At 64.8% G+C, this 14,521-nt stretch carries 14 protein-coding genes; 8 read left to right on the top strand and 6 right to left on the bottom strand.

Annotated elements, in window-relative coordinates; all coding sequences use genetic code 11:
* Positions 1 to 78 precede the first annotated feature (78 nt).
* On the bottom strand, positions 79 to 1,476 hold the full coding sequence (locus AB4Y34_RS16750; protein ID WP_176378059.1) for an NCS2 family permease: 1,398 nt from the start codon (positions 1,474 to 1,476) through the stop codon (positions 79 to 81).
* Positions 1,477 to 2,025: 549 nt separating this feature from the next.
* Here AB4Y34_RS16750 and AB4Y34_RS16745 point away from each other — a divergent pair.
* Together AB4Y34_RS16745 and AB4Y34_RS16740 are read left to right on the top strand one after the other, a co-directional pair.
* Complete coding sequence (locus tag AB4Y34_RS16745) at positions 2,026 to 3,006, top strand: PRC-barrel domain-containing protein (RefSeq protein WP_176378060.1); 981 nt, start codon at positions 2,026 to 2,028, stop codon at positions 3,004 to 3,006.
* Positions 3,003 to 4,268 (top strand): MFS transporter, encoded by a 1,266-nt coding sequence (locus tag AB4Y34_RS16740; protein ID WP_176378061.1) that lies wholly within the window; start codon positions 3,003 to 3,005, stop codon positions 4,266 to 4,268. Before AB4Y34_RS16745 ends, AB4Y34_RS16740 begins: the two co-directional genes overlap by 4 nt.
* Before the next feature lie 205 nt (positions 4,269 to 4,473).
* On the opposite strand, the gene AB4Y34_RS16735 is transcribed toward AB4Y34_RS16740, so the two are convergent.
* Positions 4,474 to 4,983, bottom strand: a complete 510-nt coding sequence (locus AB4Y34_RS16735) for a DUF1269 domain-containing protein (RefSeq protein ID WP_368716660.1) — start codon at positions 4,981 to 4,983, stop codon at positions 4,474 to 4,476.
* A gap of 330 nt (positions 4,984 to 5,313) precedes the next feature.
* On the opposite strand from AB4Y34_RS16735, the gene AB4Y34_RS16730 reads away from it, so the two are divergent.
* The 5 genes from AB4Y34_RS16730 to AB4Y34_RS16710 are packed head-to-tail and all read left to right on the top strand — an operon-like array spanning position 5,314 to position 9,895.
* Positions 5,314 to 6,459, top strand: a complete 1,146-nt coding sequence (locus tag AB4Y34_RS16730) for a c-type cytochrome (RefSeq protein ID WP_368716659.1) — start codon at positions 5,314 to 5,316, stop codon at positions 6,457 to 6,459.
* 13 nt (positions 6,460 to 6,472) lie between these two features.
* Positions 6,473 to 8,233, top strand: coding sequence for a cytochrome c oxidase subunit I (gene ctaD, locus AB4Y34_RS16725; RefSeq protein ID WP_176378064.1), 1,761 nt, complete (start codon positions 6,473 to 6,475; stop codon positions 8,231 to 8,233).
* The gene (locus tag AB4Y34_RS16720; protein WP_368716658.1) at positions 8,230 to 8,841 is read left to right on the top strand and encodes a cytochrome c oxidase subunit 3; all 612 of its coding nucleotides are present in this window, start codon (positions 8,230 to 8,232) and stop codon (positions 8,839 to 8,841) included. Before ctaD ends, AB4Y34_RS16720 begins: the two co-directional genes overlap by 4 nt.
* On the top strand, positions 8,838 to 9,545 hold the full coding sequence (locus AB4Y34_RS16715; RefSeq protein ID WP_368716657.1) for a heme-copper oxidase subunit III family protein: 708 nt from the start codon (positions 8,838 to 8,840) through the stop codon (positions 9,543 to 9,545). The genes AB4Y34_RS16720 and AB4Y34_RS16715 overlap by 4 nt, the downstream gene beginning before the upstream one ends.
* Before the next feature lie 8 nt (positions 9,546 to 9,553).
* The gene (locus AB4Y34_RS16710; RefSeq protein ID WP_013089047.1) at positions 9,554 to 9,895 is read left to right on the top strand and encodes a cytochrome C oxidase subunit IV family protein; all 342 of its coding nucleotides are present in this window, start codon (positions 9,554 to 9,556) and stop codon (positions 9,893 to 9,895) included.
* A gap of 256 nt (positions 9,896 to 10,151) precedes the next feature.
* Here the strand turns inward: AB4Y34_RS16710 and AB4Y34_RS16705 are convergent, their stop codons facing one another.
* Both AB4Y34_RS16705 and AB4Y34_RS16700 read right to left on the bottom strand, forming a co-directional pair.
* The gene (locus tag AB4Y34_RS16705; protein ID WP_176378067.1) at positions 10,152 to 10,709 is read right to left on the bottom strand and encodes a glycine zipper domain-containing protein; all 558 of its coding nucleotides are present in this window, start codon (positions 10,707 to 10,709) and stop codon (positions 10,152 to 10,154) included.
* Positions 10,710 to 10,804: 95 nt separating this feature from the next.
* The gene (locus AB4Y34_RS16700) at positions 10,805 to 11,062 is read right to left on the bottom strand and encodes a hypothetical protein (protein WP_368716656.1); all 258 of its coding nucleotides are present in this window, start codon (positions 11,060 to 11,062) and stop codon (positions 10,805 to 10,807) included.
* A 67-nt stretch (positions 11,063 to 11,129) separates the two neighbouring features.
* Between AB4Y34_RS16700 and AB4Y34_RS16695 the strand changes: the two genes are divergently transcribed.
* Positions 11,130 to 11,654 carry a hypothetical protein gene (locus AB4Y34_RS16695; RefSeq protein WP_176378068.1) on the top strand — a complete coding sequence of 175 codons (525 nt, stop codon included), beginning with the start codon at positions 11,130 to 11,132 and terminating at the stop codon, positions 11,652 to 11,654.
* Positions 11,655 to 11,795: 141 nt separating this feature from the next.
* Here the strand turns inward: AB4Y34_RS16695 and AB4Y34_RS16690 are convergent, their stop codons facing one another.
* Complete coding sequence (locus AB4Y34_RS16690) at positions 11,796 to 13,178, bottom strand: MFS transporter (protein ID WP_368716655.1); 1,383 nt, start codon at positions 13,176 to 13,178, stop codon at positions 11,796 to 11,798.
* Between the two features lie 57 nt (positions 13,179 to 13,235).
* Positions 13,236 to 14,408 (bottom strand): M20 aminoacylase family protein, encoded by a 1,173-nt coding sequence (locus AB4Y34_RS16685; protein WP_368716654.1) that lies wholly within the window; start codon positions 14,406 to 14,408, stop codon positions 13,236 to 13,238.
* Between the last annotated feature and the right edge of the window lie 113 nt (positions 14,409 to 14,521).

Here is a 14,521-nt window from a genome sequence, read left to right as displayed (position 1 = left end):
TCTCCTTTCCTGCGGATGCAGGGCTTGACCATACAGCTACGGTTTAGAAACGCGGTGGGGAAAGTCAAGGACAAACACTCAGATCGCCCAGCCGCCGAGATAAAACCCGACCAGCACCACCGCGATCGCCACGGTGCCGACGTTGAGCTTGCGATACTCGCCACTGACCACGCGTCCGATCACGAGCGTCGCGAAGCCGAGCATGATGCCGGTCACGATGTTCGCGGTCAGCACGATGAACACCGCGCACACGAGCCCCGCCATCGCGTCGACCATGTCGTCCATATGCAGCTTGCCGACGTTCGACAGCATCAGCAGCCCCACGTACATCAGCGCGGGCGCGGTCGCGTACGAAGGCACCAGCGCGGCGAGCGGCGAGAAGAACATCACGACCAGAAACAGCAGACCGACGACCGCCGCCGCCATCCCGGTCTTCGCGCCCGCCGCGACCCCGACCGTCGATTCGATATACGCGGCCGCCGGCGCGCCGCCGAGCAGGCCCGAGAAGATCGAACTCAGCGAATCGGCGGTCAGCGCGCGGCCGCCGTTGATGATGCGGCCGTTCTCGTCGAGTTGCCCCGCCTGGCCGGCGACCGCGCGGATCGTGCCGGTCGCGTCGAACACCGCGGTCATCACGAGCGCGAGCACGCTCGGCAGCACCGCCATCGACAGCGCGCCCTTCACGTCCATCGCGCCGATCAGCGACGCATGCCCCGGCGCGCTCAACGACGGCACCGCGAACACGCCGTGAAACGCCACGGCCGGATCGATCGCGAGCCCGATCGCCGAGATCGCGACGATCACGATCAGGATCGAGCCCGGCACGCGCCGCCGCACCAGCCCGAAGATCGCGGCGAGTCCGGCCACCGACATCAGCGCCGGCAACGCCGTGATATTGCCGAGCGACACCGGCAGCCCCGCGCCCGGATTCTTGACGACGAGGCCGACGTCGTTCGCGGCGATCAGCAGCAGGAACAGGCCGATGCCGATGCCGGTGCCGTGCGCGATGCCGGTCGGCAGATTGCGCAGGATCCACGAGCGTACGCCGGTCACCGAAATCGTCGTGAACACGACGCCCATCAGGAACACCGCGCCGAGCGCGACGTTCGGATGCAGGCCCTTGCCGAGCACGAGGCCGAACGCGGTGAACGCGGTCAGCGAGATCGCGCAGCCGATCGCGATCGGCAGACGCGCCCACACGCCCATCAGCAGCGAGCCGAACGCCGTGGTCAGACACACGGCGACGAACACCGCGCTGGTATCGAAGCCCGCCTTGCCGAACATGCCCGGCACGACGAATACCGAATAAACCATCGCGAGGAAGGTCGTGATGCCCGCGACGATCTCCTGGCGCTGCGTGCTGCCGCGCGTGGAAATGTCGAAGTAGCGGTCGATAAAGCCCTTACCGCGGAATGATTCGATGTCGAAGGATTCGCTCGCGACGTCGGAATTCGCGAGGGCCTGGGGTTCCATCATGATGAGTGCCTCCTTTATCAGCGCGCTGAAACGGCCGCCAGCGCGGCCGTCGTCAGGTTCGTCTCGTGGATTTGTTGGTGTGGGTAATGCTTTTCTGAGTCGAAATGTAGGTGAAGAGAACTATGCGTCCAATCGCATGTATGGCATGCCGGACATGTCGCGCGACTTATAACTTTTGCGCGACGGTCGCTCGCGCCAGCACTGCGCGCGTTTACACCTAGGGCATTCGAGCGGCCGCGAACCGCGCCGAACCCACTTCGGCGATCGCGTTGCAGGCACGCGGCGTGCAGCGCAATTTCGCCAGAGCATCGGCGAAACGCCTGCAAGCCAGTCCGTGAAAGCCTGCCCGCGCGGCAGCGCAGGTTAAACTCTGGGCCGTACCCCATTCCAACCGCGGCGGCTCATCGCGCCCGTCCGCACCTGCCCGTGGAGTTTTTCCTGATGACTGGCGGTTTTCCGCGCCCCGCCGGGCGCCTGCCGATTGTCCCGTTCGGACCGCTTGGATCGCCTGGATCGCTTCGCCCGCTCGATTCGCCTGATTCGCTGGAGATGCTTCGACTGTTTCGCTGGCTATGCACCGTGGCCGCGCTGTTCGCGCTCGCCGCGCTGTCCGGTTGCAGCAGCCTGCTGTGGGGTACGCAGCAGGCGCCGATCGTCGACGCGCGGGTGATGCCGGTCGAGCCGGCGAGCCCGCCGGTCGCCGCATCCGCGCCCGAGCCGGTCGAGACCGAGGCGAACGAGGGGCCGGAGGAGCCGAAGAAGCCGAAGAAGCCGGTCGTCAAGCCACACAAGGTCGAACCGCCGCCGCCCGTCGTCGTGCCGGCTCCTCCGCCGCCGCCCCCGCCACCGCCGCCGCTGATCGTGCTGCGCACGATCGAGCGCAGCGACGCGCGCGCGCTGCTCGACAGCCCGGTGCAGAAGCCCGACGGCAAGGTGGTCGGCCGCGCGATCGACATGACCGCCGACGCGGCCGGCAAGCCGCGCGAGATGGTCGTCAATCTGCAGGGCTTCCTCGGCGTGGGCGATCGCAAGGTGAACTTCCCGTGGGGCGCGTTCCACTTCACGCCGACCGCGAAGGGCGCGCCGATCACGCTGACCGCGACGGCGGTGCCGGCCGCCGCGAACAAAACGAACGCACTGGAGCTGGCGCTGCTCGATGCGACCGTCGAGCGCGCGAACGGCGCCAAGGTGGGCCGCGTGGTCGACGTGCTGATCGACGGCAACGCGCAGCCGCAGGCGGTCGTGCTCGACGTCAGCGGCATCGTCAGCACCGACCGGCGCACGATCGCCGCGAACTGGTCGGCGCTGCGCTTCGTCACGCGCGACAAGGAGCTGCATCCGCAGATCGAGCTGAGCGATGCGCAGATCAACGCGACGCCGCCCTATGTGGCCGACAAGCCGATCCGCGCGGTGTCGCCCGCGCCGCCACCCGCCCCGCCTGCGCAGCCTGCCGCGAGCGCCGCGCCGGCGGCCTCGGCGCCGCCGGCCGCTTCGGCCGTCGCGGTTTCCAACGCACGGGCGGTCCGATGACGGTCCGCACTCAGGTCACGGCGCGAAGTCTGCGCGCGCTCGATTGGCTCAACTTCTTCGTCGCCAACGTGCAGACGGGCTTCGGGCCGTTCATCGCGTCGTACCTCGCGTCGCACAAGTGGACCCAGGGCGAGATCGGCATGGTGCTGTCGGTCGGCACGATCAGCGCGATGGTCAGCCAGGTGCCCGGCGGCGCCGCGGTCGACGCCCTGCGCAACAAGAAAGCGGCGGCCGCATGGGCGATCACCGCGATCATCCTGAGCGCGATGCTGCTCGCAATGAGCCCGACCCTGCTGCCGGTGATCGCCGCCGAGGTGTTCCACGGCTTCGCGAGCTGCATGCTGACGCCGGCGCTCGCGGCGATCTCGTTCGCGCTGGTGGGTCGCGCGAATCTCGGCGACCGGCTCGGCCGCAATGCGCGCTGGGCGTCGATCGGCAGCGCGGTCGCGGCCGGTCTGATGGGTCTGTTCGGCGAGTACTACTCGCCGCGCGCGGTGTTCTTTCTGACCGCCGGTCTCGCGGTTCCCGCGCTGATCGCGCTCTCTATGATCCAGCGCACCGACACCATCGAGCTGCCGCAAACGCTGCCCACCCCTGAGCAGCTCGAGCGGCGCGAAAGCCTACGCGAGCTGCTGCGCGACCGGCGCATGCTGCTGTTCGCCGCGTGCATCGTGCTGTTTCATCTGTCGAACGCGGCGATGCTGAACCTCGCAGCCGGCGAAGTGACGGCCGGCATGGGCGACAACGTGCAGCTCGTGATCGCGGCGTGCATCATCGTGCCGCAGGCGATCGTCGCGATTTTGTCGCCGTGGGTCGGACGCTCGGCCGAACGCTGGGGCCGCCGGCCGATCCTGCTGCTCGGCTTCTCCGCACTGCCGATCCGCGCGCTGCTGTTCGCGGGCATCAGCAGCCCTTATCTGCTGGTACCGGTCCAAATGCTCGACGGCTTGAGCGCCGCGGTATTCGGCGTGATGCTGCCGCTGATCGCCGCCGACGTCGCCGGCGACAAGGGCCGCTACAACCTGTGTATCGGCCTGTTCGGACTCGCGGCCGGCATCGGCGCGACGCTGAGCACGACGGCGGCGGGCTTCGTCGCCGATCGTTTCGGCAACATGGTGAGCTTCTTCTGCCTCGCGGCGGCCGGTGCCCTCGCGGTGCTGCTGGTGTGGGCGGCGATGCCCGAGACGCGCGTGGCGGCGGCTAGCAACGGCGATGGCAATGGCGCGGCGGTGCCCGGGCGTGGGAAGTCGGCGGCGCGGTGAGGCGCGTCAGGTGTATCAGTCGGGGCGTGAGCTGACTGTCACAGTCAGTTCGCGCCGCAAGCGGCTGAACCATTCCGAAGGCGTCGTGCCGTCACACTGGGGGTCAGCGTCGCCGTGTTCGTGAGCTGGAACGATTCGGTCTGCGGTTTGTAGATTTTTTTGTGTCGGCTGCAAGGGGCACCGATGGCCTCGTCTCGACTGCTTCTCAGGGGAAGATCGGGGTCGTCGGCTCCGCACCCTCGAGATCGGCCTTCGGAAAATGATGCGCGACCATCTGCTCGATCTCCTGTTCGCGCGATCCAGGCACGTCGGCCATGATCAGGATCTGGCCGTCACTTATGGCGCCGCGAAAGCGCTCGAGTCGTGCGTTCGGTTCGTCGACGCCGATCATCGTGGCCGTCCAGGCCCCGAAGCCGGCACCTGTCAACGTCAATGCGACGACGGCTCCGCCCGCAATCGTGAGCCCCGCGGGAGGAAACACCAGTGCCACGAGGCCGAGAAGCGCGCCGGTCGCACCGCCGAGCGCCACGCCGCGTTCGAGCGAGTGCACGACGTCGCTGCTTTGCAGTAAGGATGCCTCGGGTAACTGTTCGAGTACGACACTGTGATTCGCGAGGACATGGATATGTCGCCATGTGATCCGCGCCCGCAGCAAGTCGTCTACGATCGCCTTCGCCGTCGTCGTGTCAGGTACGAGGAAATAAAGACGTCTCATGTCGGCTCTCCATCAATCAAGGAGTCCCCCAACGGGTCGATGCTGTTTATCGTACCCCTGCCGCGTGCCATCAGGAGGCGTAGGTGGCGTGGGAAATCGATGCAGGAGGCGGCCGTTTTGCATTGCATCGCAGCAAGCGGCTCCTCCATTCATCCGCCTATACATGGGGCGCACTTCCCCCTTGCGCAGCCTTGCACGATGCAGACGAGAGGACTACCTTTGGTCTAAAGACGTGCCGGCGCGGACAGTACCGAAGTACGGCAAGGCGGCGCCGACGCCTGGAGCCTTTTGTTGGCGGCTGCCAGCGAGTGACGCGCAGCGAGGTGACCTATGTCGCTTGCGATTGCCCTGTTCCTGATCATCGTATTGGCGGTGGGGTTTCACTTTGCCAGCCCGTGGTGGACCACACCGATCGCCTCGAACTGGGTGCGCATGGACGACATGCTGACGATCACGCTCGTCATTACCGGCGTGTTCTTCATCGCGATCAACCTGTTCATCGTGATCGCATTGCTGCGCTACCGCCACCGCAGGGGTCATCGCGCTGTTTACGAGCCGCACAACAGGCGCCTGGAATGGTGGCTGATCGGCCTGACCTCGGTAGGCGTGGCAGCGTTGCTGGCACCGGGACTCTTCGTCTACGCGGACTACATACGGCCGCCGTCCAACGTGCTGCAGATGGAAGTGTTCGCCCAGCAATGGCAATGGCGCTTCCGCTTTGCCGGCCCCGGTGGCAAGCTGGGCACGACGGACGTGCGCTACATCAGCAACGACAACCCCTTCGGCATGAACCCCGGCGACCCCAACGGCCGTGACAACTACCTGATCGAGACACCCGAGGTGCACCTGCCGTTGAACCGGCCGATCCAGGTCCTGACACGGTCGCGCGACGTGCTGCATGACTTCTACGTACCGCCGTTCCGCGCGCGCATGAACATAGTGCCCGGCATGGTGACCACCTTCTGGTTCACGCCGACCAAGGCCGGGCGTTACGACATTCTGTGCGCGCAGCTTTGCGGTCTCGGGCACGCCAACATGCGCGGCGTGGTGGTGGTAGAAGACGAAGCATCGTTCTCACGCTGGCTGGCGCAGCAGAGCACGTTCGCGCAGCAGCAGGCCAGGGTTCAGGCCGCAGCCGCCGCTGCAGGCGGCGGCGCCCAGGCGCTCGCTAACCAGGGCAAGACGCTCGCAGAGGCCAAGGGATGCTTCGCCTGCCATACCGTGGACGGCAGTCCGCGCGTGGGCCCCACCTGGAAGGGCCTGTACGGCAAGACCGAAACGATGGCCGACGGCAGCACCGCGAAGGTGGACGAAGCCTATCTGCGCGCCTTCATCCGCAACCCGACGGCCCGCGTCGTGAAGGGCTTCGCACCCATCATGCCGAAGTTCGACCTGAGCGAGCAGGAGCTGACCACGCTGGTGACCTACATCCAATCGCTGGGCGGCTCGGCCGCCACCAGCGCAGCCCAACCCTAGCGGAGCAGACGCAATGACCTACGCGCACCCCGAACACGGCCCGCAAAGCTTCTGGACCCGCTATGTCTGGAGCCAGGACCACAAGGTCATCGCCGTGCAGTACTCGCTGACGGCCATCGCCATCGGCCTCGTCGGCCTTGTCCTGTCCAACTTGATGCGCTTGCAGCTCGGCTTTCCGGGCAAGTTCAGCTTCATCGACGCCAACCACTACTATCAGTTCGTCACCATGCACGGGATGATCATGGTGATCTACCTGCTGACGGCGCTGTTTCTGGGCGGCTTCGGCAACTACCTGATCCCGCTGATGCTGGGCGCGCGCGACATGGTGTTCCCGTTTCTCAACATGCTGAGCTATTGGGTCTACCTGCTGGCCGTGCTGGTGCTGGTGTCGAGCTTCTTCGTGCCAGGCGGGCCGACCGGCGCGGGCTGGACGCTGTATCCACCCCAGGCGATCCTGCCGGGCACGCCGGGCGTGGAATGGGGCATCGTGTTGATGCTGGTGTCGCTGGCGATCTTCATCGTCGCGGCAACGATGGGCGGCTTGAATTACGTCACCACCACGCTGCAGGCGCGCACGCGTGGCATGACGCTCATGCGCATGCCGCTCACGGTGTGGGGCATCTTCACCGCGACCATCCTGGCGCTGCTGGCGTTTCCGGCGCTGTTCGTGTCGGCGGTGATGATGCTGCTCGACAGGACACTCGGCACCAGCTTCTTTGTGCCGGCCGTGGTATCGATGGGGCAGACGCTCAAGCATGCCGGCGGCAGCCCGCTGCTGTTCCAGCACCTGTTCTGGTTCTTCGGGCATCCGGAGGTCTACATCGTCGCGCTGCCAGCCTTTGGCATCGCATCGGACCTGATCAGCACGCACGCGCGCAAGAGCATCTTCGGCTACAAGATGATGGTGTGGGCGATCGTCGCCATCGGTGCGCTGAGCTTCGTGGTCTGGGCGCACCACATGTTCATCGCCGGCATGAATCCGTACTTCGGCTTCTTCTTTGCCACGACCACGCTCATCATCGCCGTTCCGACCGCTCTCAAAGTCTACAACTGGGTGCTGACGCTGTGGCGCGGCGATATCCACCTGACTGTGCCGATGCTGTTTGCCATCGGCTTCATCAGCACCTTCGTGCTGGGTGGGCTGACCGGGCTCTATCTCGGCAACGTGAGCGTGGACATTCCGCTGTCGAACACGTACTTCGTGGTGGCGCACTTCCATATGGTGATGGCCGTGTCGCCGATCCTGGTGGTGTTTGGCGGCATCTACCATTGGTATCCGAAGGTGACGGGCCGCATGCTCAACGACACGATCGGGCGCGTGCACTTCTGGGTTACCTTCGTCGGCACCTATGCGATCTACTTCCCGATGCACTATCTCGGCATCCTCGGCATGCCGCGGCGGTATTACCAGTATGAGGGCTACAGCTTCATTCCACATTCGGCGCAGACGCTCAACACGTTCATCACCGTCGTTGCGCTGATCGTTGCGGCGGCGCAGTTGCTGTTCCTGTACAACCTGGCGTGGAGCCTCGCGCGCGGCAAGCGTGCCGATGGCAACCCGTGGCGAGCCACCACGCTGGAATGGCAGACGCCGCAAACGCCGCCCGTGCACGGCAACTGGGGCCCCGCGCTGCCCGTCGTCTACCGCTGGGCGTACGAATACAGCCCGGCGGGGCACGAGGAAGACTTCGTCCCGCAAAACCAGCCGCCTGAGACGGCGCCTGAACCGGCACCGGCCCACCCGACGCTGCAACCCGGCGAGGCAAGCGAATGACTACACTGCGCCGCTCCTTCGTTCCTGACGCGCCACCTGTCTTGCCGAATGCGAGCCGCATCGGCCTGATCATCTTCATGGCGGTGGCAACGACATTGTTTTCACTGCTCCTGCTCGCCTATGCGATGCGCATGCGCGAGCCCGACTGGCAGCCGATCCCGCATCCGGCTCTGCTGTGGTGGAACACCGGCGCGCTGGTGCTGGCAAGCATCGCCATGCAGCGCGCCCGGCGAATTACCATGCACCGCGCGGCGTGGCTGCTGTCCGGCGGTGTGCTCGCGGCCGTGTTCGTGATCGGACAACTGAGCGCGTGGCGCATGCTGTCGGCGGCGGGGCAGACTGTCACCGTCAATCCTTCCAATAGCTTCCTCTACCTGCTCACCGGCCTGCACGGGTTGCATGTGCTGGGCGGGCTGGGGGCCTGGGCCGTGACGATCGCGCGTCTCCAGCGTGGGAACCCGTTCCGGACCCAGCGTGCCATCGCGCTGTGCGCCATCTACTGGCATTTCCTGCTGGCTGTCTGGCTCGTGCTGCTGGCGGCGATGTGGTGGATCACCCCTGGGTTCGTCGCCGCCATCTGCCGGCCGCTGTATGGAGCTGCGCCATGACCACGCCCACGCTCCCGACCGAATCCGCTGTCACCCCGCCCACCGACGCCGGGCCTGACGGCTGGCGCGGCATCGTCACCGACTGGTCGGCCGACCGCCAGGCCTTCAAGGTGCCGTGGGGCAAGGCGATGATGTGGATCTTCCTGCTCTCGGACACCTTCATCTTCAGCAGTTTCCTGATCGGCTACATGACGGTGCGCATGTCGACCACCGTGCCGTGGCCCGACCCTTCCAAGGTGTTCGGGCTCACTATCTTCGGCGTGGATGTGCCCTTGCTGCTGATCGCCATCATGACGTTCGTCCTGATCAGCAGCAGCGGCACCATGGCGATGGCTGTCAACTTTGGCTACCGGCGCAACGCCAGGCGCGCCGCCCAACTGTTGCTGGCGACCGCGCTGCTGGGCGCGACCTTCGTGTCGATGCAGGCCTTCGAATGGACCAAGCTGATCGTCCATGAAGGTATCCGCCCCTGGGGTAACCCGCTGGGCGCGGCGCAGTTTGGCGCGTGCTTTTTCATGATCACCGGGTTCCACGGCTTTCACGTGAGTTGCGGTGTGATCTACCTGCTGCTGATAAGACGCAAGATCCTGCAGCCGGGGTTCACCGAGCACGGCAACTTCCAGATCGTGGAGATTGCCGGCTTGTACTGGCACTTCGTCGACCTGGTGTGGGTGTTCATCTTTGCGCTGTTCTATTTGTGGTGAGGCAGACCATGGACCACACCGATCTCGCCCATCGACCCGACGCCGCGCACGGCCAGCAGCATCCGATCGGCATTTACCTGAAGATCTGGGGCCTGCTGTTCGTACTGAGCACGTTGTCGTACATGGTGGATTACTTCCACGTGCAGGGCCTGCTGCGCTGGACGCTGATCATCGTGCTGATGATCGCCAAGGCTGGGCTGATCGTGTCGATTTTCATGCACATGATGTGGGAACGGCTGGCGCTGGTGTACGCGATCCTGATACCGCCCCTGTGCCTGCTGGTGCTGCTGGTGCTGATGGCTGCCGAAGCGCATCACACCTTCGGCATGCGCGAACTCTTCTTCCATTGATCTCTGCTGAGTCAGTCCGACATTAGATGTTTCGATCTAGTCGTTCAGCACGGAAACAATGTTCGAAACCATTCAATACTTCCATCGGTTTCGTCAAGCATGGAATCCGCCGCCGGATACTTGCACGCATCAGCGGGGTTCATTCAGCACGGGGCGTGCCTGGAACGCACCGCTCCAAATACAAAACGGCCCGACGAATGCCGGGCCGTTCATGTTTCCTCGCTCGCTGAAAATTTCGGCGAAAAACACCTTCGAATCAGGCGTGCTTCTCACTGAATTCGCTGAGCGGCACAGGCTGCTTGAGCGGATCGAAGTCGGCCCACCGCCCTTGTTGCCAGTTGCCGGTCGCGCGTTCGATCGCCGCGCCTCCCGCATCGCGCAGCACCCGTGCGGCGTCCAACTGGTTGTCCGGCGACACGTGTACGGCCACCAGCACGCCGGAACCACGGATTTCTTCGTCGCTGGCTTCCTGCGTGCGCATCATCGCGCCGACCAATGCACCGACATACGCACTCACCCCGGCTGCGATCAGCGACACGATGAGCGGCGCCGAAAACACCGCGAAGATCCCGACGCCTAGCACAGCGCCAACCGCTGCGCCAATCGTGACGCCTATCTCGGCACCCTTCGGCGCCTCTCTCGCGTTTGCGTCGGTGCTGGTACCACCGCCGGGCTGAAAACGTGCGTGCTGGCCGGGCGGATTGACGAAAAACAGGGTGACGTCCTCCTCGACGAAACCGGCATTGAAGAGCCGTTGCACCGCGTCTTCAGCGGCGGGGAATGTCGTAAAGCGTGCTGCGACGATGAGTGACATGTGGCCTCCTTCCATCATTGACTAGCGGTAGCAGACTATGCCGCCCCACCTCACCCGCGCCGAGGCAAAGGTGCACGCGGTGGCACGCACCGGGACTACGCCATGGTGCCGCGATCGGGTTCCATTCCGTCCACTCTGAACAGTCCGCTATGTAACATTACGCCTTTGCCGCCGTTCTGGTTGATCACTTTCGCGCACACCGAACGGATACGCTTGCGGCCGTTGCCGAAAGCAGACATCAAGGCATTGGATCCTCCACTGCGAGTTAAAAGATTAATTATCGATCCGCTGAAACGACTGCACGCCACGTAGTCGCCAGAACGAAGATCATTCCTCGGGCTGACGATAGTCACGCGGCGCTATCAATCTCGCGACACAGAGAACTAGAATGAATTATCCGAATCAATCGGGAGAAAAATCGTGCAACTTCACATGGGTTCCCATCAATTCACACACGGCCAGCCCGACTGGCGGGCAGCCGTGCTGGCAGGCGTCATCGCGGGGGCTGTGTTCCTGGCGTTAGGAGTTGTCCTGATGGCAGTGATGACGGGCGGAAGTCTGCTGGAGCCCCCACGCATGGTCGCCGCGATCATGCTGGGACGAGGCGCATTGCAATCGCCGCAATCATTCTCGATTGGCATCGTGCTCGCGGCCTTTGTGGTGCATTTTGGCCTTGCCATCGTATTGGCGCTTATCCTCGGTTTCATCATGACGTCATTCAAGCTTGACTCGAGCATGGGAATGGCTTCACTGGCGGGTGGCGCTTTCGCTGTAGTGGTTTACCTGATCAATTTCTACGGCATGACACAGTTTTTTCCGTGGTTTGCAGAAGCGCGCAACGGCGCCAGCCTGTTCGTTCACATCGTCTTCGGTATCTGCGTCGCGAACCTGTACATGAGACTGGAGCGCAACAGGGTCCGGGCGGACGCGGCCGGCCCGTCGTAGTCCGGTCGTCATCAAACGGGCAGGTCACGAATTCACCGGTGATGCGCGGCGTTCGTATTGACACCGCGGTGCAAATGACAAAAGAGGCGCGATCGAAATAATCACGCCTCTCTTTTACAGCCGACCGCAGTCCCCGTCACGTCAATCGATCGCCCTGCCCGCGGTCTCGCGCATGAACGGCAGCGGCAGCAACGACACGACGCCGCAGCCGATCAGGTACCACGCCGGCGCGAGATTGCTGCCCGAAATCTGGATCAGCCAGGTCGCGAAGAACTGCGCGAAGCCGCCGAAAATCGACACGCCGAGGCAGTACACGATCGACATGCCGGTCGCGCGAATCGCGCGCGGAAACAGCTCGGGCAGCATCACGATGTTCGGCACCGCGGTGAACGTGACGAGCAGCGCAAGGCCCGCGACCACCGCGAGCAGCACCGGCACCGTCGGCGAAGCATTGATCGTCATGAACGCCGGATAGACGGCGAAAATCAGCAACACACGCGATACCCACAGCACGCGCTTGCGGCCGACCCGATCGGACAGCGCGCCCGCGAACGGCGAGCAGATCACCGTGACCACCGCGCCGGTCCATGCGGCCCATAGCGCGGTCGCCATCGGCAGATGCAGGATGCGGATCGCGTAGGTCGACAGATAGAACAGCACGATGTAGTTCGCCGCGGTGCCGCCGATCGTCGTCAGCACGCCGGTCGTGATCGAGCGTGCGTGGTCGCGGAACAGCTCGCGGACCGGCAGCGACGGAGTTTGCGCCACGGGCTGCGCACCCATTTCACCAGCCGCTGCCGCGCCATCTTCGACACCCGGCAGCGTCTCGTCGAGATGCCGCCGGATGTAGATGCCGATCGGCCCCATCGCCATGCCGATCACGAACGGCACGCGCCAGCCCCAGCTTTCGAGCGCGGCCGGCGACAGCGTCGCGGCCAGCGCGACGCCGAGCAGCGACCCCACCACCGTGTTCATCCCCTGGCTCACGAACTGCCAGCTGCCGTAAAAACCGCGCGTGCGATCGCTGCCGTATTCGAGCAGCAGCGCCGTCGATGCGCCCACCTCGCCGCCCAGCGCAAAGCCCTGAATCAGCCGCGCGAGAATCACGAGCAGCGGCGCCGCGACGCCGATCGCCGCATAGGTCGGCGCGAACGCGATGAGCGCCGAACCGAGCGTCATCAGCCACAGCGTCAGGCTCATTGCGGCCTTGCGTCCGGCGCGGTCCGCGTAGCCGCCCAGCACGATGCCGCCCACCGGCCGCATGATGAAGCCGACGCCGAACGTGCCGACCGCGAGCATCAGTTGCACGAGTTGTCCCTCGACCGGGAAATACAGCTTGCCGATGATCGTCGCGAAGAAGCTGTAGATCGTGAAATCGAAAAACTCGAGGCCGTTGCCGAGCGTGATCGCGGCGATCGCCTTTGCGTGGCCGACGCGCTTTTGAGGTTGATCGGCGAGGCGCGACGCATCGAGCGCATTGAGTCCGTTGGCGCTCGCGGGCCGCGGTGTGGCGGAATAGTCCATTTGTGTCTCCATCGTTATCCTTGTGCTGCCAGGGCAACGCGCTCGCGCGCCGCCGCGTCAAACGAGGAACGTCTGCGCGAGCTTGACCCAGTAGGCCGCGCCGGTCGCGAGGCATGCGTCGTTGAAGTCGTAGCCGGGGTTGTGGACCATGCAGCCGCCCTCGCCGTCACCGTTGCCGATGATCAGATAGCTGCCCGCGCAGCGTTCGAGCAGGAACGCGAAGTCCTCGCTGCCGGTCAGCGGCTGCATGTCGCGAATCAGCCCGTCTTCGCCGAGCCAATCGAGCGCAACCTGGCGCGCGAGCGCGGTCATGGCCGCATCGTTGACGAGCACCGGGTAGCGGCGCTGATAGTCGACCTCGGCGCGCGCGCCGAATACGGCCGCCTGGCCGGTCGCGACCTCGGTGATGCGCTGTTGCAGATGGTCGCGGACCTCGGGCCGCAGCGCGCGCACCGACAGGCGCATCTCGGCGGTTTCGGGAATCACGTTCGGCGCTTCGCCGGCGTGAATCGCGCCGACCGTGATGATCGACATATCGAGCGGCGCGATGTTGCGCGACACGATGGACTGCAGCGCAAGCACGATCTGCGCGCACACGACGACCGGATCGACCGCCTTGTGCGGCACCGCGCCATGACCGCCGCGGCCGATCACCTTGATGATCACCGTATCCGATGACGCCATGAACGATCCCGGCATGAAGCCCAGCTTGCCAGTGGGAAAGCCCGGCATGTTGTGCATCGCGAACACGGCGTCGCAGGGAAACCGCTCGAACAGGCCGTCGTCGAGCATTTTCTTCGCGCCGGCGAGCCCTTCCTCGGCCGGCTGGAAGATCAGATTGAGCGTGCCGTCGAAACTCTTTTCATGCGCCAGATACCTGGCGGCGGCGAGCAGCATCGCCGTGTGGCCGTCGTGACCGCATGCGTGCATCTTGCCGGGCCGCTTGCTCGCGTATGGCAGGCCGGTGGTTTCGTGGATTGGCAGCGCGTCCATGTCGGCGCGCAGGCCGAGCCGGCGCGTGCCGTTGCCGAGCTTCAGTTGACCGACCACGCCCGTTTGCCCCAAGCCGCGATGCACGGTATAGCCCCACTCCCGCAGGCGTTCGGCGACCAGATCACCGGTCGCGAACTCCTCGTAGGCGAGCTCCGGATGCGCGTGGATGCTGTGTCGCAGCGCGACCATTTCCTGTTCGATTTCGGCGATGCCCGCCGGAATGACCATCGTGTTCATGCCGTCTGTCTCCATGTCAGCGTGAACCGAGCATAGCCGCGCCGAATTTCGAGAGGCAGGCGTAGAATCGTTGCGGGTGCCAACCACTGGTTGCCCCCTTTCATACTCCCGAT

Source organism: Paraburkholderia sp. BR10954, assembly GCF_040965775.1.
GTDB lineage: Bacteria > Pseudomonadota > Gammaproteobacteria > Burkholderiales > Burkholderiaceae > Paraburkholderia > Paraburkholderia youngii.
Note: the sequence above shows the minus strand (reverse complement) of the source record. Positions and strands in the feature narration are given on the sequence as shown.